Below are 22032 nucleotides of genomic sequence, written 5' to 3'. Positions count from 1 at the left end.
TCGATCTCATCTTCTAAATCTTCTTTCATGGAAGGTTCCATCTCTGATCATGGAGAAGCTTCAAAAAATCCTACCCCCGGCAAATAGAGGTTGAACATCATACAAAAGCAGAAATCAAACGGCAAAATAGCGTGCTTTAGGATGGGAGACCACAATCGCCGACACCGAAGCTTCCGGCTCCATCATATCCGCTTCAGTAAGTTTTACCCCGATTTCCTCCGGTTTAAGAACTTTGAAAAGAACGCGCTGATCTTCAAGGTTTGGGCAAGCCGGATAACCAAAGGAGTATCTGCATCCCTCATACTTGGCCGCCAAAATCTCTTGCATTGGGAGATCTTCATCTATTCCCCAGTCCCTGCGGATCTGATGATGCAGCCTTTCTGCAAACGCTTCTGCCAGCTCCAAGGCGAGCGCTTGTACCGTGTAAGAGATAAAATATTCCCCCTCTTTTTTCAGTGCTTCACTCCACTCTCGAATCCCTTCTCCACAAGTAACCACGAACAGAGCCATGGAGTCAAAGCGAGAGTCTCCGTCGGGGTAAGGGCGAATGAAGTCTGCAATGGAGAGGTAACTTCCCTTCTTTTGTCTGGGAAAGGTAAACTGAGCCACTTCCTTCTCTTTTCTCTCATCCAAAAGGTGAATGGTATTTTGGGAGGAATAGGCGGGGAAAAATTGATATTTTCCCTTCAGGCGGAGCCGGGAACGTACGCTTTCATCAGCCAATAATGCTTCTACCTTTTTCCGAATGTCCCTCCTCTTCTCCTCCGGACTTCCCTGATGAAGTCCCAAATGTTTTCCTAACAGCATATTCCAATTAAGATAGGGGATCACCTCTTCCAACGGATAATCATGGAAGGTAACCGGATCAAGAAAAGGAGCTTCCCGGAGCGGATGATCATGGAGAATGACTGCTCTTTTTTCTTTCTCTTCCCTATCCTCTCCCCCTACTTCGATCCCTTCATCACCATAAGAACTACCCCTTTTCTCTTCTTCATGTTTCTTTACGGTATGGAGTAACTTTTCCCTCTCATGAGGATCATGAAGGCGGTTTAAGAGAGAAAGTCCTTCCATCGCATCCCTGGCATAAAAGACCGGTCCATCATAATGTGGAGCGATCTTCGTCTCCGTAAACCGCTTCGTCAGCGCTGCCCCACCCGTTAATACGGGTAGAGAGATGCCCGCCTTCTTTAGGTCCTGTACCGTATAGGACATCTGCTGGGCTGATTTCACCAAAAGACCGGAGAGGCCGACGTAATCGGGACGGTGTTCATGAATCGCTTCAATCAGTTTTTCCGATGGAACTTTGATCCCCAGGTTAATCACCTCGTAGCCATTGTTTGACAGGATCATCTCCACCAGATTCTTGCCGATGTCATGTACATCCCCCTTTACGGTGGCGAGGATCACCTTCCCTTTCCCCACCTCTTCCCCCTTTTCCATAAAATCCTGCAAATAAGAGACCGCCGCCTTCATCACTTCTGCCGATTGGAGAACTTCCGCAACGATTAATTTATTTTCATTAAAAAGCTTCCCTACTTCGTCCATCCCTTTCATGAGGGGGCCATTAATAATCTCCAATGGGGAAAGCTCTTGAAGCGCCTCATCCAAATCCTGAAGAAGTCCGGTCTTTCTCCCTTCTACGACTCTCCGGCTAATTCGCTCCAACAGGGGGAGCTTTTCCTGGGTCTCCTGATGTTCTTCTTTATAGCGATAAAGGGAAACGAACCGGGCAATAACATCCCCATCGGAGGAAGACAGAATACGGGATGCCATCTCTATTTCCTCTGTGCGAAGGGAGGCATAGCGCACCAATTTCTCTGTATTTACGATCGCATAATCAAGCCCCCTCTTTGTCGCCTCATAGAGAAAAACGGAATTTAGAACCTCCCTGGCTTTCGGAGGAAGTCCAAACGATACATTGGAGATCCCAAGAATCGTCAGGCAGTGGGGAAACTCCTCCTTTAACTTCGTGATTGCATCAAGAGTGGCCATCGCAGAACCTTTATATTCTTCATCACCGCTGGCTGCCGGGAAGACCAGGGGATCAAAAAGGATGTCTTCAGGAGGCATACCGTACTTCTCCGTCAAGAGGGAATAGGCTCTTCCTGCGATCTCCATCTTCCGCTCCAGGGTTACGCCCATTCCCTTTTCATCTATCAGTCCAACCACGAGGGCCCCTCCATATTCCTTAATGAGGGGAATAACCCGTCTGATTCGATCCTCCCCATCCTCCAGATTGACGGAATTAATGATCGATTTCCCCTGAATTTTTTTTAACGCCCGTTCAATCACCCGCTCATCCGTAGAGTCGATCATAAAGGGAGATTTAACGATCTTGACGGCATAGGATAGAAATCGATCCATATCCTCCCCCTCATCGCAATCCGGGTTCGCCAGGCATACATCGATCACCTGGGCACCTGCCCTTACCTGGTCCCGTCCAATTTCCGCCGCCTCTTCATAATTCCCCTCCTCGATGAGACGTCTGAAACGCTTCGATCCGATCACATTGGTCCGTTCCCCCACCAAAATAGGCCGCTCCTTTGGATCATATTGAAGCCGTTCCATTCCCGCCACTGCATGAACCCTTTTATGGCAAGACGAGGAAAATTCTTCTTTTCTCTCCTTATCCTGTTCATATGTTCTGACCACATGAGATAAGGCTCGGATATGTTCCGGGGTGGTACCGCAACACCCTCCGAGGATGTGGACCCATCCCTGTTCCAAAAAATCGCCCATCTTTAATGCGAATGATTCCGGTTCCTCATGGTAATGTCCTTCCTCATCCGGCATTCCTGCATTGGGATAACAAAGGGTAAAAGGAGGATTTAGAGAGGAGAGGGTTCGCAGGTGATCCCTCATCTGTTCCGGACCGGTAGCGCAGTTGATCCCGACCGCCAAGGGATGAAGATGTTGGACGGAGGTATAAAAGGCATCAATGCTCTGCCCTGCCAGCATCGTACCGGTCGGTTCGATGGTACCTGAGATGAAAATCGGCACTTCCTTGCCGAACTCTTGGAACGCCTCTAGGACCCCTCTTCCTGCCGCCTTTACGTTAAGTGTATCCTGGGAGGTTTCGATCAGGAGTGCATCTACTCCCCCCTCCAATAAGGCTTTTGCCTGTTCCTTATATTCTCGGGTTAATTCATCAAAGGAGAGGCCTCCGGTGACGGATAGAGCCCTCGTGGTAGGTCCCATGGATCCGGCTACGAAAGCATGTTTACCTGTTTCTTCTTCATAGATTCTGACTGCTTCCCGAGCGATTCTGGCCCCGGCCAGGGTAATCTCATACGCCTTTTTCCTTAAACCATATTCAGATAGAACGAGGCCCGTTGATCCGAAGGTGTTGGTCTCGATAATATCTGCCCCGGCCTGGAGATAAGAGAGGTGAATCTCTTTTATCCTCTCCGGGGCTGTCAGGTTTAATACTTCATTACACCCTTCGTAACCCTCTCCTCCGAAATCCTCTGCGGTTAATCCCATTCCCTGAATCATCGTTCCCATGGCTCCGTCCAGGAGGAGAATTCTTTTCTTTAATTCTTCAATCAATTTCACCGCCACTTAAATTCCCTCCTTTATGCGGCGTGTCAGTTCGGCCGTGATCGAATAACGTAAATATGGAGTAATCAGATAAAAACCATTAAACCATTTCTTCCCATACTGAATCAGGGAATCGGCCAATTCAATTCCTACCTGTTCCGCCTCTTTTCCCTCTTTACCAGAAAAAAGCTCCACATGCTCATCCGGAATGAAGATCCCGGGGACCCCTTTAAGAAAGAGGGCATTTTTATGGGAAACGATCGGCATGATACCGAGAAAGACGGGAATTTCGGGATTCATTTCCCGGGAAAACTTCCCTAACGCTTCGATCGCCTCCTGGCTATATACAGGTTGGGTGAAAAAGAAGCGAGCTCCCGCCTCCACCTTCTTCATCATTCTGCCCCTATGGGGGATATGATTCTTCCCTGAAGCCAGAGCCCCTCCGTATAGGAAATGGGTTCTCTCCTCCTGTTTTACTCCTGTAAAGAGTATCCCCTCATTCATCTTTTTTACTTTCTCCATCAGCCCGATGGAATTCAGTTCAAAAAGAGATTTCGTCTGCGGCATATCCCCCATCTTCACCGGATCTCCGGTGACGATGAGAAGATTCGTTATTCCCAGGACATGAAGACCGAGGAGATAAGACTGCTGTGCGAGAAGGTTTCGGTCCCTGCAGTTGATATGGACGATTCCCTCGATTCCTACTTCATCCTGGAGCCGCTTTGCCACCGCCATATTTGCCACCCGGGAATGGGAGAGGGAATTGTCCGCGATTGTAATCGCATCGGCTCCTGCCTCTTTAAGAGCATGGGCCCCCCTTAAATAGCGGCTTAAATCCGGGTTCTTGGGTGGATCAAGCTCCACCACGATGCTCGTCTCTCCTTTTCTTACCTTCTCAAAAAACTTCCCCATCCTTCTTTATCTCCTCTCCTTTTTGCCCATGAAAAAACCCCTCTCGATAAGAAGAGGGGTTTCTCCTCTTATCTTTCAGAGCATAAGCTCTGCAGGATTTGGCACCGCGTTTTTTAAAACCGGTTGCCGGGCATCATTGGGCCAGTCCCTCCGCCACTCTCGATAAGATGATTTCGCAGTATATAATTGTAGTATACAATAACCTATACATGCATAGGTGTCAAGACTTTATCCAAGCATCTATCGAAAAATTGTTGCGTGGATCCCACAGCAGAAAAGAATCGATTCCTAATTCTTTACCCGCCCTGACCTGGTCCAACACCTGTATCCCTGTGTAACGGATCCACTCTCCTTTAGGTAAGTAGCTGGCGGTAAAATCTTGATACCATGGGCGGATCGTCGCCGTCTTAATCCCTTGGGCATGGAGCGCCGCATCCTTTTTCTGAGCATCAAGGATCGTACCTCGAATCACCTCGTAAGGATGAGCATCCGGTACGGCGATCCCAAAGGTATATTTGGCATAATGGGAAGGATACGCCATCGGGGAGATATAATCCACTTCCGGTGTAATCAGCTCCCACCTTTGCCCAATCCCCATATCGTCGCTAACGGATGGGACGAGACCGAAGACGTCCGCCGAAAGAAATACCGGATAGGGCTTCAGATTCTCCCGCACATAGCGAATGAAATCCCGGATGAGTACCTCCTTCGTCCTACCTTGGGGATTGTAATAAGAAACTTCGGCGTCAACTTTTTTCCCATTTTCAGGAAACCTTACGTAATCTAATTGTATCTCATCAAAGCCCTTTTTAGCCGCTTCAATGGCTACGGAGAGATTGTAATCCCATTGTTCCTTTCGATAGGGATCTACCCACATGATCCCTTTCCGGTCCTTCCACACGCCGCCTGTCTTCTTTTGCAAGGACCATTCTTGTTTTGCTCCGGCCATATAAGGATCTTTAAAAGAGACAATTCTGGCAATGGTGTAGATATTTTTTTCATGAAGTACTTCTAAAACATGATCAATGTCCTGAATATAGCGGGTATGATCCGATTTGATCTCATGGACAAGAGGAATGTTGGAACGATACGTAATATCCCCCTTATCCTCTTTCACATCGATCACCACCGCATTAAGTTCAGATCGGTCGAGGAGGTCAACGATCTTTTGAAATTTCTCTCCCCCTGCAGACCAGCCGGTCATATAAACCCCTTTCACCTTATAGGGGATCTTCATTCTCTTCACTTCCATAGGGGATGGAGAGCGAAGGGCATCTTGCCACTCTGCGGAAGTATATCCTTTCCCTTCTACCGGACTCTCCCCGTTTCCTTCCGCGAAGAGTGGGTTCCCTATGAAAAATGAAGAAGAGAAAAGGAAAAAAATGAGAACGGGAGGAAAAAAGATTCTGCCGAATCGCCGTTTCATGGTCCGCCTCTCCTTGTACATGAACATCTCATTGGTATTCGATCAATATTTTCTCTAAATGTAGCTCTTTTCGATCCATGAGGGAAATCGGATCTCCATCGACATCTAGAATGGGTCGTAAAGGGGAAGTGGGCATGAAATAGAGAATCTTTCCCACTCTGCCGTCACTCAACAAAACCGGTGTACCCAATGGGAGCTGAAGTAAGGATTGAATCAAGGTATGGAGATAACCCGTATCAAATTGATTCGTCATCTCTACCCTCATTTGCTCCATCACCTGAAATGGGGAGCAGGCGGTTCGATAGGGTTTCGTTGAGGATGCGGCGTGAATCACATCGGCAATGGCCACAATTTTCGCGTATGGATGAATTTTCTCCCTCGTTAGGTTTAAAGGATAGCCTGAACCATCAAGGCGTTCATGGTGTTGTAAAGAAGAAAGAATCACCCCTTCCGTGATCCCTTTCACGTTCTTTAACAACTCGAAGCCGTAAACGGGATGGCGGCGGACCTCTTCCCACTCCTCCTTTGTCAGAGGACCTTTCTTTTGCAGGATGGAAGACGGGATCTTCACTTTCCCCAAATCGCTTAGAAGCCCGGCCAACCCGATCTGCATCCATTCATTTTTGGGAAGTTTTGCACTCCGTGCAATGCCAACCGATAGCAATGCCGTCCCGACGGCATGATAGGCCTGGTAATTCTTTGGGCTATTCTCCTGAAAGGAGTAAAGCCAGCCGGTGCTTCCTTCCGTTTTCTCTACCAAAGGTTTTAACCACTGCCGGATTTCAGCGACGGAAAGAGATCCTCCTGCCATAAGCCGAATGAAGATCTTCTCCATCTCTTTGACCGCATGACGGAAATCCTTGATGAAGGACGATTCTTGTTCCCCCTTGGGAGAAGGAGAGGAATGATCTTTTTTGGTCCCGTGTTTGCCCTCACCTTCTCTGCTTTCCTCCTCTACCGAGATCGTTTGGATCTTAAAGGCGAGGAGAAATTCCACATCCTTTTCCCTTAAGGGATGTCCTTTTTGATAGAGTAAACCTCCAAAAGGAGATAAGATGTCCTTATCCAATTTTTTCCCGATCATCCCCCGGCTGACTGGAATTTCCGGCATTGGAATCTTCCCTTCTTCGTCGTTCCTCTTCATTTTATTATGAATACGGCGAAACAACAATACGCTAATTCTCATCCACACTATTTTGTACACGGGCGACGGTAGCCACTTTCTCTTCATCATTCTCCAGGCGAATTAGTTTTACCCCTTGGGTATATCGGCCCATGGTGGAGATGTTTTCCACATTAAGTCGAATTACAACCCCTGTTTGCGTAATGATCATCACATCCTCTTCTGCGCCAATCACCTTTATGCCGACAATGGGACCATTTTTCTGGGTTACATTTAAGGTCTTAATCCCTTTCCCTCCCCGGCTTTGCGTCCGATATTCGTCCAACGGAGTCCTCTTCCCATATCCATTTTCCGTCACGATAAGGAGGGAATCCCCTTCCTCGAGGATATCCATATCGATGACCTGATCTCCCCTCTCCAATTGAATCCCTTTTACACCTGCAGCAGTTCTCCCCATGGGGCGTACCTCTTCTTCTTTAAACCGGATCGACATTCCCATCCTGGTGCCTAGAATAATCTCTTGATTTCCATCGGTGAGGCGAACTCCAATCAATTCATCTTCTTCTTTGAGCGTAATGGCGTAGAGACCATTCTTTCGGATGTTCTCAAACTCACTGACGGGCGTCCTCTTTACCAAACCGTTCTTCGTAGCAAAGAAGAGAAAATTGTCTTCCCGGTAATCCTTCACCGATACAATGGTCTGGATGGTTTCCCCTTTCTCGATCTGTATCAGATTAATAATTGGAATTCCCTTTGCGGTGCGGCCGTATTCGGGCACTTCATAAGCCTTAAGACGGTAGACCCGCCCCCGATTACTGAAGAAGAGGATGGTGCTGTGACTGTTCGTCGAGAGAAGATGTTCCACGAAATCATCTTCCCTCGTTCCTATGGCTTGAATCCCCCGTCCTCCTCTACGTTGGCTCCGGTAGGTATCGGAAGGAAGGCGTTTAATATATCCCGAATGGGTTAGGGTGATCACCACATCTTCTTCCTGGATCAAATCTTCGATCTCCAGTTCCGCTTCATCGGCGGTGATCTTCGTCCTTCGTTCGTCATTATATTTCTTCTTAATCTCCAGTAGTTCTTCTTTAATCACTTCATTGAGTCTCACAGGGGATTCCAAAATCTCTTTCAAGTCTTTAATCTGCGCCAGTAATTCCTCCAATTCTTCCATGAGCCGTTCAATGGACAGGCCGGTCAGTTGTTGCAGGCGCATATCAAGAATCGCTTCTGCCTGCGGTTCGGTAAAACCTAAGGGAACCTTGCGCCCTTCAATTGTAAAGGTCTCTGCCATGAGGTTTCCCTTTGCTTCTTCTCTATCTTTCGCGGATCGAATGGGACCCTTTCGGTCGACCAAATCATCGACGATGTCGATTGCCTTTTTCAACCCGTCTACAATGTGTTTCCTCGCTTCCGCTCGTTTCAGATCATATTCAGACCTGCGTCGGATGACTTCTTGCTGGTGTTTAATATATTCCTTCAGCATTTCGGCCAGGTTTAAGATGCGGGGTCTCCCATCGACCAAGGCCAGCATGATGATCCCAAAGGAGGTTTGCATCGCGGTCAGCTTATAGAGATTATTCAAGATTACCTTTGCATTGACATCCCGGCGCAGTTCGATGACGATGCGCATCCCCTCACGATCCGATTCGTCCCTGAGATCGGTAATTCCATCCAATTTTTTCTCCCGAACCAATTCGGCAATCTTCTCAATCAACCTTGCCTTATTCACCTGATAGGGGAGCTCGGTGACGATAATCCTTTCTTTCCCGTTGTTATGTTCTTCAATCTTTGCCTTCGCCCGGACAGTGATCGAACCCCGTCCCGTTTCATAGGCGCGCCGGATCCCATCTCGTCCTAAAATTAAACCACCCGTGGGGAAATCGGGACCAGGGATTTTTCTCATCAACTCCTTCACGTCCGCCTCCGGTCGTTCGAGGAGAAGGAGAACTCCGTCGATCACCTCCCCCAATTGGTGTGGCGGAATATTGGTCGCCATCCCCACAGCGATGCCTGAAGCGCCGTTTACTAGAAGATTAGGAAAGCGGGAAGGAAGAACCTTCGGCTCTTGTTCGGAACCGTCGTAGTTATCCTGAAAATCGATGGTCTCTTTTTTTATATCCCGTAAAAGTTCCGTGGCAATCTTGGAGAGGCGGGCTTCCGTATACCGCATTGCCGCCGGAGCATCGCCATCCACGGATCCGAAGTTTCCATGTCCATCTACCAATTCATAACGGTAGGAAAAGTCTTGAGCCATGCGAACCATGGCATCGTATACCGCCATATCACCATGGGGGTGATATTTACCGATCACTTCCCCGACGATCCTGGCCGATTTCTTATGGGGTTTATCGGGAGTCATGCCCAATTGGTGCATCGCATAAAGAATGCGCCGATGGACGGGCTTTAATCCATCCCGAACATCGGGAAGTGCCCGGCTTACAATGACACTCATGGCATAATCCATAAAAGAGGTTTTCATTTCTTGGCTTATGTTTATTTCTTCAATTCTGCTTTCCGGTATCATCGTATCCTCCTAAATCTCAACTGGCCTGATATGTATCTAGTCCCCATCTTTTCCACTATACACTACTTTTTATCAAGAGAAAAGAGGGGGGCCAATCCGCCGCAGGAAAAGGCTGTTCTGCAATCATACGTTTTTGATGGGATAAAACAGCTTTTTTCGTGCTTGAATGAAACGGCGAAAATTCCCGCACCATAAGAAAAAGAGGAGATCTCTCCTCTTTTTTCATTTCAGTTTTCTTTAGACTCTGTAAGGTAAAAGTAAAGGATGGAGGTAAGGCATATTTCAATTAGCCGGTTATTTTTCGAACGCATAAAGGTTGCCCAACGGTTATACGTCGAGATTCCTTACATAATGGGCGTGATCGTGGATGAAATCCCTACGCGGTTCTACCCGGTCCCCCATCAACGTATCGAAGATCTGGTCCGCTTCCATGGCATCTTCCAGATGCACTCGAAGGAGTATACGATTTTTAGGATTCATTGTCGTTTCCCACAGTTGTTCCGGATCCATTTCACCTAAACCTTTGTATCGCTGAATCTCGATCTCTCCTTTTCCCTGGAGAGATTTCTTTACCTTTTCCAATTCCGATTCTTTGTAGGCATAAAGAACTTTCTTCCCTTGCGATATTCGATAAAGGGGAGGCTGTGCGATGTAGATAAATCCATTCTCCACCAACGTGCGCATATGCCGATAGAAGAAGGTGAGCAGAAGCGTTCGGATGTGAGCTCCGTCCACATCCGCATCGGTCATGATGATGATTTTGTGGTAACGGGCTTTCGTAATATCCAGTTCGTCTCCAATCCCTGTGCCCAAAGCGGTGATCATGGCACGAATCTCTTCGTTGGAGAGGATTTTATCGAGACGCGCCTTCTCCACGTTGAGAATTTTCCCCCTCAGGGGAAGGATGGCCTGGAAGTTCCGATCCCTTCCCTGTTTCGCAGAACCTCCGGCAGAATCCCCCTCCACAATATAAAGCTCGCTGATCGAGGCATCCCTGGAGGAGCAATCCGCAAGTTTGCCCGGTAGAGAGCTTACTTCGAGGGCATTTTTCCTCCGGGTGAGTTCCCTCGCTTTCCTCGCTGCTTCCCGAGCTCTCGAAGCCAAAACAGCTTTCTCTATGATTTTTTTTGCAACCGATGGATTTTCATCTAAGAAAGTAGAGAAATGCTCAGAAAAAAGGGATTCGGTAATGGTCTTCGCTTCACTATTACCCAATTTCGTCTTCGTCTGCCCTTCAAACTGTGGCTCCGGAATCTTTACGCTAATAATGGCCGTGAGGCCTTCTCGAACATCATCCCCGGTAAGATTCTCTTCATTCTCTTTAAGTAAATTATTTTTGCGCGCATAATCATTAATCACCCGGGTGAGACCGGTCTTAAAGCCAACCTCATGGGTTCCTCCCTCGTGGGTGTGGATATTATTGGCAAAGGAGTAGAGATTGGTGGAGAATTCATCATGATACTGAATCGCGATCTCTACATCAATCCCTTCCCTTTGATCATGCATATATATGGGAGAATGGAGTACATTCCTGTTCTTATTGAGGAAGAGAACAAATTCCGCAATACCCCCTTCGTAATGAAATTCCTCCCTTCGGTTTGTCCTCTCGTCGGTCAGGGTGAGTTTTATTCCCTTGTTTAAAAAGGCTAATTCCCGAATGCGGGATTGAAGCACATCATAATCAAACTCCGTTGTTTCTGTAAAAATTTCGGGATCAGGTTTAAATGTGATGGTGGTCCCGCTTATCTCCGGGGATATTTCTCCGACGATCTTTAAGGGTCCTTCCGGTACGCCCCTGTGATAGGTTTGCCGATACATCTTTCCCTCTTTCTTCACTTCGGCGACGAGCTCCTCCGAGAGGGCGTTTACCACAGAAAGTCCCACTCCGTGGAGTCCTCCGGAAACTTTGTATCCTTTTCCCCCGAATTTACCGCCTGCGTGAAGAACGGTCAGGACCGTTTCTACCGTAGATTTTCCTGTCTGTGGATGAATTCCCACCGGGATTCCTCGTCCATTATCGATCACGGTAACACGATTATCTCTCCGGACGATAATATCGATTTGATCCGCGTAACCGTTCATCGCTTCATCGATCGAGTTATCGACGATCTCCCAAACCAAATGGTGAAGCCCCCTGGAACTGGTCGATCCAATATACATACCAGGTCTTTTCCTCACCGGTTCCAGTCCTTCGAGTACTTGAATTTCGCTCTCCGTATATGTATTTTTACCGTTTTTCACGATTTCACCTTCCCTCTACGCTTACTTTTCCGTTTTCAATATGATAAAGGGAGGCCATCTTAAGAAATTCCATAGGAATAGCCTCAACACCCGTGGTGGTAATAAATGTTTGGCATTTGTCCCAAAAGCCGGTAATGAGATGGGTCTGCCGCTTTACGTCCAATTCGGAAAATACATCGTCGAGAAGGAGAACGGGATACTCTCCTATCTCTTCACGTATCAGTTCTATTTCCGCCAATTTTAAGGCGAGGGCAACCGTTCGTTGTTGTCCTTGAGATCCAAAAGATTGAACCTCGTTTCCGTCAATGGTAAAAAGGAGATCATCCCGATGAGGGCCATATTGGGTAAAACCCCTTTCCACATCCCGCTCCGCCTTACTCTGAAGTACTTCAAAATACTTCTCTCGCAACGTCTCCTCGTCCGGCTGTTCTTCTAGCGGAATACTGCCCTGATAGTGAAGGAGAAGTTTCTCCTTGCCATCGGTGATTCTACGATGGATCTCATCGGCCCACGAGGAGAGCTTTTTCAAGAAATCAAGGCGTTTCCTCCATATCTTGGGAGCATAAAGGGCTAACTGCTCATCCCATGCTCCCATGAGGGATTGGTCCATCTTTCCTTTCGCGATCTCTTTAAGACCATGATTCCTCTGTAAAAGTATTTTATTATAACGATTTAAATAATACAAATAGGCAGGGCTTACCTGTCCAATTTCCATATCTAAAAATTTTCTGCGCACTTGAGGAGTCCCTTTGATTAATTCCAGATCCTCAGGTGCAAAAAGAACCACATTTATCATTCCGATAAAGTCGCTCAGTCGTCTTTGTTCCGCCCCATTAATCTTTACCTTTTTTCCCTTGTTCGTCAACAACACCTCTAATTGGACGGATCCAACGTTCCTCTCTACCCTTCCTTTTACAAGGGTAAAAGAATCTCCAAAATGGATCAGCTCTTTATCTTGCGCGGTACGGTGAGATTTCGTGAGAGAAAGGAAATAAATCGATTCGAGAAGGTTCGTCTTACCCTGGGCGTTCATTCCATAGAGAATATTGGTATGGGGGGACCACTCCATACGAAGGCTCTTGTAGTTACGAAATGAGGTTATTTCAGTTTCGTTGAGTTGCAAATAAAGATCCCCCTACTCTCTCGCCTTACCGAGGATGCGGTAATCTTTCTCCCCTGGAATATGGATTTCATCACCGGCATAAAGCTTTTTCCCTCTTCTCATCTCTAATTGGTTATTCACGAGGATCCCTTTCTCTAAATAAGCCTTTACCTCTCCTCCCGTTTGGACGATCCCCATTTTTTTTAAAAACTGACCCAAAGTGATATACTCCCCTTCGATCGAAACCTCCTCCATTGGTTCCCTCCTCCTTTGCTCCAAGTAAGAAAAGATTTTCTAACCCCATGGTTCCCAAAAAATTGCAATTTAATCTAATTGGTACGAACCGGCACGATCAAATGGAGGATTTCATCGGATTCCTTCGGATGGATGAGAAAAGGGGTAACAGGACCTGAAAAATGGAGTTCCACTTCAGGGTGATCGACGGTACGCAACGCATCGAGCAAATATTTTACATTAAAAGAAATTTTTATTTCTTCCCCTTCTATTTGAACTCCTCTTATTCTCTCGGAAAACTTTCCCACTTCAGGGAAAAATGCATAAACCTCAATTTCTTGATTTTCTATGCTGCTGATGCGCACGACATGATTTCTTTCATGTTGAGCGATCAACTGCGCTCTCTCCAAGGATCCTTGAAGCGAATCGGTGGAAAGAGTTATTTGGGTCTTGCTTCCTTTGGGAATAATCATACTGGTATCCGGGTATCTTCCCTCTAATAATCTTGATATGAAGAAGAGGTTCTCCGCTTTTAGAAGAAGCTGTGTATTCGAGAGAAGGATTTCCACCTCTTCCTCTCGATCCTCCAACAATTTTATAAGTTCTTGCGAATTCTTACTGGGAACTACGATGCGAATATCATCCACATCACTTTCGGAAAGAGTAATTGTCCCTTTCGCGAGACGATGACTGTCGGTTGCGGTCAAGGAGAGTTTTCCGTTCTTTAAAGTCCATTCAATTCCTTTTAAGATGGGACGTGAATCCGAATTGCTGCTTGCAATAATGACCTGTTTTAGAAGTTTTCGCAACGAAGAGCTATGAAGGCGAAAATGATAGTGATCTTCGACCGAGGGAAATTGGGGATAATCCTCAGGATCCATTCCATGCAGATTAAATTCAACCGTTTCCGAATGAATCACAACCAAACCGTGCTCTTTCTCTTCAATTTCCACATAACCATCGGGGAGGCGCTTAACCATATCACCAATGATTCGTGCAGATAGCACAATACTTCCGGTTTGTTCCACTTTAACGAGAGGAGACTGAGTGTTTTCTTGAATGGGATAAGAATATGAAATGGAGAGATCGGAATCGCTGGCAGTAAAAGTAACCTTTTCATCATCTGCATCGATTTTAATACCTGCTAAGATAGGGATAACCACTCGGGAAGAGACGGCTCTGCTTACCGTTTGAATGGCGTAAACGAGCTGTTCGCGATCGATCCATAAATGCATTAAGGTACCCTCCTCCCCCTTCACATGGATGTAAAGGGGTAATAGTTATATAAATTGCTTATTAAAAAAAATTGGTCATAGTAGTAGGCCCTGTGAAATTGTGAATAAGTGATACAAGGCGATGAAGGCGAAGAATTCACCTGGGGATAATTTGTGAATCTTTTAACCGATCAATGTTTTTATTCTCTCTTTGATCTCTTTGATCACTTTCTGGACATCTCGATCCGTATTGAGAGCCGACTGGATTTTTTCGTGGGCATGGATAACTGTGGTGTGATCTTTCCCTCCAAATTCCTCTCCGATTTTTGGTAGAGATAGATCTGTCATTTCTCGGGAAAGATACATGGCGATCTGGCGGGGAAGAACAAAGGTCTTGGTTCTCCGCTTTCCTTTTAATTCTTCAATGCGTATCCCATAATAATCGCTCACAATTTTTTGGATATCATGAATGGTGATAGCTCGGTTTTTTGATTGACTTAAAATGTCTCTGAGCGCTTCCTGGGCTAAATGGACGGTAATATCTTGATTGGTGAGAGAAGAGTAGGCGACCACCCGGATCAATGCGCCTTCCAGCTCACGAATGTTGCTATCGATTTGATTTGCGATATAGACCATAACTTCATTAGAGATATCCAGCTGCTCCGCTTTCGCCTTTTTTCTGAGAATGGCGATCCTTGTTTCCAGATCCGGGGGTTGGATATCGGTGATTAAGCCCCATTCGAAGCGGGAACGCAATCGTTCTTCTAGAGTGGGGATCTCTTTCGGAGGACGGTCGCTTGATATGACAATCTGCTTATTCGCTTCATACAACGTATTAAAGGTATGGAAGAATTCTTCCTGGGTTTGTTCTTTTCCGGCGAGAAATTGAATATCATCAATTAAGAGGATATCGACATAGCGATATTTGTTTCTGAATTCTTCAGGCCGGTTATCTCGAATCGCATTAATAAATTCGTTGGTAAATTTCTCGGAAGAAATATATACCACTTTCGCATTGGGATTATAGTCTAAGATATAATGCCCAATCGCTTGCATCAGATGGGTTTTACCTAGACCTACTCCACCATAAATAAATAAGGGGTTATAGGAGCGTGCAGGTCTTTCGGCGACGGCTAAACAAGCCGCATGTGCAAAACGGTTGCCGTCACCAATAACAAAGGATTCAAAAACGTATCGAGGATTTAAGGTTTTTCTGTAATCAGGTACAACCGGTTCCTTCTCTTCAAATTCAGCGTTTACGTTTTCTTGATCTTGATCATCAGGGGAGATGAAACGAATTTGGTAAAAAGTCCCGGTCATTTGGGCAAGCATCTCTTCCAAAAATTTTTTGTAATGTTTTTGAAGCCAGTCTTTTATAAAAAAGTTAGGCGTAAAAATGTGAACAAGATGATTGGTTACTTTTACCGCTCTTGTTTCCGCAAACCATGTGTCGTAGCTAGGTTTTGAGATTTTAATTGAGATCTCCCTTTTTATCTCCTCCCAAAGGGCATGTACATCCTCCATGCAGGGAATCACCTCATGATCGATAAAAAATGTGAAAGATGGCGTGGAGCGTAATGCAGAAGAAATAATAAAAAGCAAGCGATGAGGACATGTGGATCATTCAATTCACAGCAGAGGGAAAGATGAATAAAAAAATCCACAGGCTGTGGAAAAATATGTGGATAAATGGAGATATCCACAAGAAAGAGTAATCTAATCATAGCAAAAAGGTGCAGGAAAATCAATGACTCGCCTATATTTTTCATTTATCCACAATTTGTGTCGAAAAAAAATCCCCAACACAAAATCTTGTGGATAGAATCTGATCACGGCGTGCATAACGTCATGAAAACAGATCGATGGAACGAAGAATACAAGTGATTTAATCCCAGGCACTGTGGAAAAGTTTCTCATCATTGACAGATAGGGGAGAACTGTTTATAATGAGTCAGAATGTACGATGAGGGGGTGTGAGGATGGCAAAGCCTACGTTTAATCCGAATAATTATAAAAGAAAACAGGATCATGGGTTTCGGGAAAGAATGAGTACGAAAAATGGCAGAAAGATATTGAAAGCCCGCCGCCGCAAGGGTAGAAAAAGATTATCTGCATAGGCCACCTTTGTGTGGTCTTTTTTAACCGTTGAAAGCGTTTATTTATCAGGAAATATGTCTAAATTTTAAATAGCCTCTCAAAACATCCTCTTTAAAAGAGAAAGGGGAAAAAATGAGGATTCATCGTCTTAAGAAAAGCAAGGATTTTGGGTTAACTTTAAAGAGGGGCAGGTCGATCGCAGATTCATCTCTCGTTATATACTACACAAAAAATGATGAGAGCCTCCCCTTTCGCGTCGGCTTTTCCGTAGGGAAAAAAGTGGGGAAAGCGGTGGAAAGAAATTATTATAAACGAATTTTACGGGAGATGGTGAGAAACCATTCTCCATGGATAAAAAATGGTTATGACTTGGTGATCATTGCAAGGGTGGGGATAAGGAAGAACGGGTATCACGAGATTGAGAAATCTCTGTTGAAGTTATTAAAAAAAGCCTCTTTATTGAAAGGGGATTTCATGGTATAAATAAATAGGACAAGAAGGGATGTACCTTGAGAAAAATTCTTCTTTTTTTCATACGTTTTTATCAGAAAGTACTATCTCCTTTAAAGCCACCTACCTGCAGATTCTATCCATCGTGTTCCACATACGCTTACCAGGCAGTAGAGAAGTATGGCCCTTTAAAAGGCGGTTGGCTTAGTGTGAAGCGTATCAGCAAATGTCACCCCTTTCACCCAGGTGGATTTGATCCCTTAAAATGAGTGTTTACGAATTGGATATCATTTAAGGAGTGAATCGATTGTCCCGTTTCAGATTTCTTAGCCTTTTAGTGCTATTACTCATGTTTATTACTCTTTTAACCGGATGTGGTTCCGTCAATACCCCACCGGATCCGAGAAATGGCTTTTGGGACGCTTTTTTTGTTTACCCTCTTTATTGGTTGCTTGATTTCTTGGCGCAAAATATGTGGGGTTCATACGGGTTAGCCATAGTCATCATGACATTAATGGTACGTTTCGCCATTTTACCCTTAACGGTGAAGCAATACAAAAGCTCATTGGAAATGCAGAAGATACAACCCGAAATGATGAAAATTCGGGAGAAATATAAGGACAACGCACAAAAAATGCAGGAAGAAATGATGAAGCTGTACCAAAAGCATGGAGTTAATCCCATGGCGGGGTGTCTCCCATTGCTCATTCAAGCACCGATCTTGATTGCTTTTTATAATGCGATTAGCCGCAGCGAACATATTAGGGAATCCTCATTCTTATGGCTCCAATTGGGCAGCTCCGATCCTTTTTTTATTCTTCCCATTCTGGCGGCACTTTTTACGTATATTCAAATGCGGGTGATGAATTCGATCAATCCGGCTCAAATGAGCAATCCTCAAATTAAGATGATGAATAACATCATGCCGTTCTTTATCCTTTTCATGGCCATTAGTCTCCCTTCAGCCTTGTCTCTCTATTGGGTCGTTGGAAACCTCTTTTCAATAGGGCAAACATATCTCCTAAAAGACTTGATGAAGAGGGAGCCGGTAAAGGAGAGGGCATAGATCATGGATAAAATGATTTTTTTTGGCAAGACCGTGGAAGAGGCCGTTGAGCGTGGTCTTCAGGAAATGAAGGTTACGAAAGAGAAGGTTGTGATTAAGGTTTTAGAAGAACCTGTAAAAGGGTTGTTTGGAATTTTAGGGAGTAAACCGGCAAAGGTGGAATTGGAACGAATTGTTGATCCCATTGAAGAGGGGAAAAATTTTTTGATGAATGTGATAGAAAAGATGGGTATGAAAGTAGATATTGAAGTTTTCCATCGGAAAGAGGCGGTTTATTTCAATTTGGTCGGTGATAGACTGGGGGTTCTTATCGGTCATCATGGTCAAACCCTAGATGCTCTTCAATATTTGGTGAATGCGGTGGCAGGACGGTATGCGAAGGGAAAAGAGAGGATCATTCTAGATGCAGAAAATTATCGGGCAAAGAGAAAAGAGTCTCTCGAGGAATTGGCCGAGCGAGTTGCTCGAAAGGTGTTAAAGACAAAGGAAAGTGTAAAGTTAGAGCCCATGAATGCGAATGAGAGAAGAATTATTCATACCCATTTGCAAAACGAACCGCATATTTTAACCGTGAGTGAAGGCGAAGAACCGTATCGATCTGTTGTCATCCATTATAAAGAATAGTAGTCTTTTTAATTACTATTTCTGCGGACTGGGAGATACACGCCATCTTTTTCAAGAAAAATCTGATGAGAGGATCGTCTGAAGGTTTCAGAGTATATCTGAAACTTTTTTGTTTCTCAAGAAGTGGTTACAATAGAACATAGAAGGAGTAAGGGGTGACAACCATGGACACCATTGCGGCGATCTCAACCCCCATAGGCGAGGGGGGAATAGCCATCGTTCGGGTGAGTGGGGATGAAGCCATTTCGATCGTGGACAAAGTATTTCTCGGAAAGAAACTTCTCCGTGAGGTGAAGAGCCATACCATTCATTATGGTAAGATTAAATCGCCCAAGGACGGAGAGATCATCGATGAAGCGTTGGTGACTGTGATGCGTGCACCACATACCTTTACCCGTGAAGATGTTGTCGAGGTAAATGTTCATGGGGGGATTGTCTCGGTTACCAGGGTTTTGGATTCAATTTTAGAAGCCGGGGCCAGAATGGCCGAACCTGGAGAATTTACAAAAAGGGCATTCTTAAATGGACGAATTGATCTAACCCAAGCGGAAGCCGTTATTGATTTGATCCGGTCAAAATCAGATAAAGCGGCCAGGGCTTCACTTTCACAGTTGGAAGGGAGTCTATCTCAGGAGATAAGGAAAGCCCGTCAAATTCTCATCGAACTTATGGCACACATCGAGGTAACGATCGATTATCCGGAGCATGACGTGGAGGAAGTAACGTATGCGCAAATCGAAAATAAACTGAAGGAAGCACTGGACGTTATAAAGCATCTTGAGGAGAGGGGAAGGGAAGGAAAGATCCTACGTGAAGGCGTTGAAACAGCCATCATTGGTAAACCGAATGTGGGAAAATCCTCACTCCTTAATGCGTTAACTAGACAGGCAAAGGCAATTGTGACAGATATCCCGGGGACAACGAGGGATGTCGTAGAGGAGTACGTGAACGTCCGGGGGATTCCTTTAAAGTTAATGGATACCGCCGGAATTCGAAAGACGGAAGATGTCGTTGAAAAGATCGGGGTAGAAAAATCGAAAGAGATCATAAGACGTGCAGAATTAATCCTAATGATGGTAAATCAAGGAGAACCTTTAGAGGAGATCGATTATGATCTTTTTGCCATGGTGAAGGGGAAGAATGTAATCCTTTTATTAAACAAGGCAGACTTACCGGAGCGAGTCCGGATCGAAGAAATTCGAAATTATTTTCCCAAAGAACCCATCGTAAAGCTATCCATTTTGAGAGGAGAAGGTTTAGAGGAATTGGAGAAGGCGATCGCAAACCTCTTCTTTAAAGGTGGAATCTCCAGGAATGATGAAACCTTTATGCTAAATTCCCGTCATCTTCATCTGATTCGCACAGGGAGGAAAGCGTTAGAAGATGCCTTGCATTCAAGCCGAGAGCGTCTCCCCTATGATATGATTGAGATCGATCTGAAAAGGGGATGGTCCACATTAGGCGAGATCATCGGTGAAACCGCCGGTGAGGAAATAATATCCCAGATTTTCTCCCAATTTTGCCTGGGAAAATGAATGGACAACTGAAATGAAAGAAAGGGATGATCATACAATGTCTTATGAAGCAGGATCTTTCGACTTGATTGTGGTAGGCGCAGGACATGCCGGTGTAGAGGCGGCATTGGCCGGTGCGAGGATGGGGTTAAGAACCCTTTGTCTTACCATTAATCTGGATACGATCGCCTTTATGTTCTGCAACCCATCGATTGGAGGGCCGGCCAAGGGGCATGTTGTTCGGGAAATTGACGCATTGGGTGGGGAAATGGGAAGAAATATTGATAAGACTTATCTTCAAATCAGAATGTTAAACACGGGAAAAGGTCCGGCGGTTCGAGCCTTAAGAGCTCAAGCGGATAAATATCTTTATTCAAGAAGTATGAAGGAAACCATGGAAAAGACGCCTAACCTCTACCTGCGACAAGGAATGGTTGAGGAACTTATTGTGGAAGATGGAGTCTGCAAAGGGGTGATCACTAGAAACGGGGGAATTTATCGTTCTAAAGCCGTTGTTCTTACAACAGGCACTTTTCTCAGGGGGAAAATCATTATCGGTGATTTATCGTATGAAAGCGGTCCAAATAATATGCAGCCTGCAGTGAAATTGTCCCATCATTTAAAAGAGCTAGGTTTTTCCCTCGTCCGGTTTAAAACGGGTACACCTCCGAGGGTTGACGGGGATACGATTGACTATTCAAAAATGGAAATTCAACCCGGGGATGCGGATCACCCCTTTTTTTCATATGAGACAAAAGAAGGGATCAAAGAAGAGCAATTACCCTGTTGGCTTACCTATACCCAACCCACAACTCACCTACTTATTCAAAACAATTTGGATCGGGCTCCATTATATTCAGGAGCAATAGAAGGAACGGGTCCCCGTTATTGTCCTTCTATCGAGGATAAAATCGTCCGATTTGCGGATAAGCAACGGCACCAAGTTTTTTTAGAACCGGAGGGACGGCACACCAATGAAGTATATGTACAGGGGATGTCTACCAGTCTTCCGGAAGATGTACAGATCGAGATGCTTCGTTCTATACCTGGTTTAGAGAACGTCCAGATGATGAGAACAGGATATGCGATTGAGTATGATGCCCTCGATCCTACCCAATTGTGGCCTACGTTGGAGACGAAAAGATTACCCGGGTTATTTACAGCCGGACAAATTAATGGGACCTCCGGGTATGAGGAGGCAGCCGGTCAAGGAATTATTGCCGGCATAAATGCCGCCCTTAAAATCTTAGGAAAGGAGCCTCTCATCTTAAAGCGGTCGGAAGCTTACATCGGTGTGCTAATTGATGACCTGGTAACGAAGGGAACGAATGAGCCCTATCGCTTACTCACTTCAAGGGCGGAATATCGGCTACTTCTCCGCCATGACAATGCGGATCTTCGCTTAACTCCCATCGGATATAAGATCGGACTTATTTCAGAAGAAAGGTATCAAAGATTTAAGGAAAAAGTACGGATGATCGATGAGGAGATTAAGCGTTTGGAAAATACGAAGCTTCGTCCGGATGAGAAAACGAATCGGATACTCTCCGCTATGGGATCGGCTCCTCTCACTTTAAGCATAACGGCGGCCGATCTATTGCGAAGACCCGAGATCACCTATGAACATTTGGAACAAATCGTTGAATCAAATGAGACGATATCGAAAGAAGTAAAGGAACAGGTAGAAATACAGATTAAGTATAAAGGTTATATTGAAAAGCAATTGCAGCAGATCGAGAAGCTGCAAAAGATGGAGAACAAGCGTCTTTCAGAAAATCTTAACTACGATGAGATCCCGGGACTGGCAACGGAAGCGAGGCAAAAGTTAAAGAAGATCTCACCACTCACCATAGGTCAAGCTTCCAGAATTAGTGGGGTAAATCCTGCGGATATCTCTATTCTCTTGGTTTACTTGGAGCAGCAGGGAAGAAAGAAGGAAGTAAATCCTTAAGGAGGGAGTTT

At 45.3% G+C, this 22032-nt stretch carries 17 protein-coding genes and 1 riboswitch; of the genes, 7 read left to right on the top strand and 10 right to left on the bottom strand.

The window, feature by feature from the left end:
- Positions 1 to 114: 114 nt before the first annotated feature.
- The 10 genes from metH to dnaA form a co-directional block, all read right to left on the bottom strand.
- The gene (metH, locus tag THEAE_RS0118435) at positions 115 to 3561 is read right to left on the bottom strand and encodes a methionine synthase (RefSeq protein WP_028988443.1); all 3447 of its coding nucleotides are present in this window, start codon (positions 3559 to 3561) and stop codon (positions 115 to 117) included.
- Positions 3562 to 4452, bottom strand: a complete 891-nt coding sequence (locus THEAE_RS21735) for a methylenetetrahydrofolate reductase (RefSeq protein WP_051430765.1) — start codon at positions 4450 to 4452, stop codon at positions 3562 to 3564.
- 65 nt (positions 4453 to 4517) lie between these two features.
- Positions 4518 to 4621, bottom strand: a riboswitch (SAM riboswitch).
- Between the two features lie 51 nt (positions 4622 to 4672).
- A complete protein-coding gene (locus tag THEAE_RS0118425; protein WP_005586755.1) occupies positions 4673 to 5878 on the bottom strand; it encodes a putative glycoside hydrolase in 1206 nt (401 codons plus the stop codon).
- 28 nt (positions 5879 to 5906) lie between these two features.
- On the bottom strand, positions 5907 to 6989 hold the full coding sequence (locus tag THEAE_RS0118420) for an HD-GYP domain-containing protein (RefSeq protein WP_169730008.1): 1083 nt from the start codon (positions 6987 to 6989) through the stop codon (positions 5907 to 5909).
- A gap of 64 nt (positions 6990 to 7053) precedes the next feature.
- On the bottom strand, positions 7054 to 9528 hold the full coding sequence (gyrA, locus tag THEAE_RS0118415; protein WP_028988441.1) for a DNA gyrase subunit A: 2475 nt from the start codon (positions 9526 to 9528) through the stop codon (positions 7054 to 7056).
- 327 nt (positions 9529 to 9855) lie between these two features.
- The gene (gene gyrB / locus THEAE_RS0118405) at positions 9856 to 11769 is read right to left on the bottom strand and encodes a DNA topoisomerase (ATP-hydrolyzing) subunit B (RefSeq protein ID WP_005586751.1); all 1914 of its coding nucleotides are present in this window, start codon (positions 11767 to 11769) and stop codon (positions 9856 to 9858) included.
- A gap of 4 nt (positions 11770 to 11773) precedes the next feature.
- On the bottom strand, positions 11774 to 12892 hold the full coding sequence (gene recF, locus THEAE_RS0118400) for a DNA replication/repair protein RecF (RefSeq protein ID WP_028988440.1): 1119 nt from the start codon (positions 12890 to 12892) through the stop codon (positions 11774 to 11776).
- A gap of 12 nt (positions 12893 to 12904) precedes the next feature.
- Positions 12905 to 13126: an RNA-binding S4 domain-containing protein gene (locus tag THEAE_RS0118395; RefSeq protein ID WP_028988439.1), complete on the bottom strand. Its 222-nt coding sequence runs from the start codon at positions 13124 to 13126 to the stop codon at positions 12905 to 12907.
- 74 nt (positions 13127 to 13200) lie between these two features.
- Positions 13201 to 14340, bottom strand: coding sequence for a DNA polymerase III subunit beta (dnaN, locus tag THEAE_RS0118390; RefSeq protein ID WP_028988438.1), 1140 nt, complete (start codon positions 14338 to 14340; stop codon positions 13201 to 13203).
- A 162-nt stretch (positions 14341 to 14502) separates the two neighbouring features.
- The gene (dnaA, locus tag THEAE_RS0118385) at positions 14503 to 15843 is read right to left on the bottom strand and encodes a chromosomal replication initiator protein DnaA (RefSeq protein ID WP_028988437.1); all 1341 of its coding nucleotides are present in this window, start codon (positions 15841 to 15843) and stop codon (positions 14503 to 14505) included.
- A gap of 455 nt (positions 15844 to 16298) precedes the next feature.
- On the opposite strand from dnaA, the gene rpmH reads away from it, so the two are divergent.
- The 7 genes from rpmH (at position 16299) to mnmG (ending at position 22021) form a co-directional block, all read left to right on the top strand.
- Entirely contained in the window at positions 16299 to 16436 is a 138-nt protein-coding gene (gene rpmH / locus THEAE_RS0118375; RefSeq protein WP_005586745.1) for a 50S ribosomal protein L34, read from the top strand.
- Between the two features lie 112 nt (positions 16437 to 16548).
- Positions 16549 to 16899, top strand: a complete 351-nt coding sequence (rnpA, locus tag THEAE_RS0118370; protein WP_005586597.1) for a ribonuclease P protein component — start codon at positions 16549 to 16551, stop codon at positions 16897 to 16899.
- 26 nt (positions 16900 to 16925) lie between these two features.
- Complete coding sequence (yidD, locus tag THEAE_RS22770; protein ID WP_084213618.1) at positions 16926 to 17135, top strand: membrane protein insertion efficiency factor YidD; 210 nt, start codon at positions 16926 to 16928, stop codon at positions 17133 to 17135.
- Positions 17136 to 17215: 80 nt separating this feature from the next.
- Positions 17216 to 17932 (top strand): YidC/Oxa1 family membrane protein insertase, encoded by a 717-nt coding sequence (locus THEAE_RS0118365; RefSeq protein ID WP_156920740.1) that lies wholly within the window; start codon positions 17216 to 17218, stop codon positions 17930 to 17932.
- A gap of 3 nt (positions 17933 to 17935) precedes the next feature.
- Positions 17936 to 18556, top strand: coding sequence for an RNA-binding cell elongation regulator Jag/EloR (gene jag, locus THEAE_RS0118360; protein WP_028988434.1), 621 nt, complete (start codon positions 17936 to 17938; stop codon positions 18554 to 18556).
- A gap of 164 nt (positions 18557 to 18720) precedes the next feature.
- Positions 18721 to 20091 (top strand): tRNA uridine-5-carboxymethylaminomethyl(34) synthesis GTPase MnmE, encoded by a 1371-nt coding sequence (mnmE, locus tag THEAE_RS0118355; RefSeq protein WP_028988433.1) that lies wholly within the window; start codon positions 18721 to 18723, stop codon positions 20089 to 20091.
- Positions 20092 to 20128: 37 nt separating this feature from the next.
- Entirely contained in the window at positions 20129 to 22021 is a 1893-nt protein-coding gene (gene mnmG, locus THEAE_RS0118350) for a tRNA uridine-5-carboxymethylaminomethyl(34) synthesis enzyme MnmG (protein ID WP_028988432.1), read from the top strand.
- Positions 22022 to 22032 lie beyond the last annotated feature (11 nt).

This window comes from Thermicanus aegyptius DSM 12793, assembly GCF_000510645.1.
Lineage (GTDB): Bacteria > Bacillota > Bacilli > Thermicanales > Thermicanaceae > Thermicanus > Thermicanus aegyptius.
The sequence above is the reverse complement of the archived record's forward strand: the minus strand, read 5'-3'. Positions and strand labels throughout refer to the sequence as shown.

What these genes read in the sequence shown, in the direction of transcription:
- rpmH (WP_005586745.1), top strand. Translation starts at nt 16,299, where the DNA reads ATGGCAAAGCCTACGTTTAATCCGAATAATTATAAAAGAAAACAGGAT.
- jag (WP_028988434.1), top strand. Translation starts at nt 17,936, where the DNA reads ATGGATAAAATGATTTTTTTTGGCAAGACCGTGGAAGAGGCCGTTGAG.
- mnmG (WP_028988432.1), top strand. Translation starts at nt 20,129, where the DNA reads ATGTCTTATGAAGCAGGATCTTTCGACTTGATTGTGGTAGGCGCAGGA.
- dnaN (WP_028988438.1), bottom strand. Translation starts at nt 14,340, where the DNA reads ATGCATTTATGGATCGATCGCGAACAGCTCGTTTACGCCATTCAAACG.
- gyrA (WP_028988441.1), bottom strand. Translation starts at nt 9,528, where the DNA reads ATGATACCGGAAAGCAGAATTGAAGAAATAAACATAAGCCAAGAAATG.
- THEAE_RS21735 (WP_051430765.1), bottom strand. Translation starts at nt 4,452, where the DNA reads ATGGGGAAGTTTTTTGAGAAGGTAAGAAAAGGAGAGACGAGCATCGTG.
- THEAE_RS0118425 (WP_005586755.1), bottom strand. Translation starts at nt 5,878, where the DNA reads ATGAAACGGCGATTCGGCAGAATCTTTTTTCCTCCCGTTCTCATTTTT.
- mnmE (WP_028988433.1), top strand. Translation starts at nt 18,721, where the DNA reads ATGGACACCATTGCGGCGATCTCAACCCCCATAGGCGAGGGGGGAATA.
- THEAE_RS0118420 (WP_169730008.1), bottom strand. Translation starts at nt 6,989, where the DNA reads ATGCCGGAAATTCCAGTCAGCCGGGGGATGATCGGGAAAAAATTGGAT.
- rnpA (WP_005586597.1), top strand. Translation starts at nt 16,549, where the DNA reads ATGAGGATTCATCGTCTTAAGAAAAGCAAGGATTTTGGGTTAACTTTA.
- THEAE_RS0118395 (WP_028988439.1), bottom strand. Translation starts at nt 13,126, where the DNA reads ATGGAGGAGGTTTCGATCGAAGGGGAGTATATCACTTTGGGTCAGTTT.
- THEAE_RS0118365 (WP_156920740.1), top strand. Translation starts at nt 17,216, where the DNA reads ATGTTTATTACTCTTTTAACCGGATGTGGTTCCGTCAATACCCCACCG.
- dnaA (WP_028988437.1), bottom strand. Translation starts at nt 15,843, where the DNA reads ATGGAGGATGTACATGCCCTTTGGGAGGAGATAAAAAGGGAGATCTCA.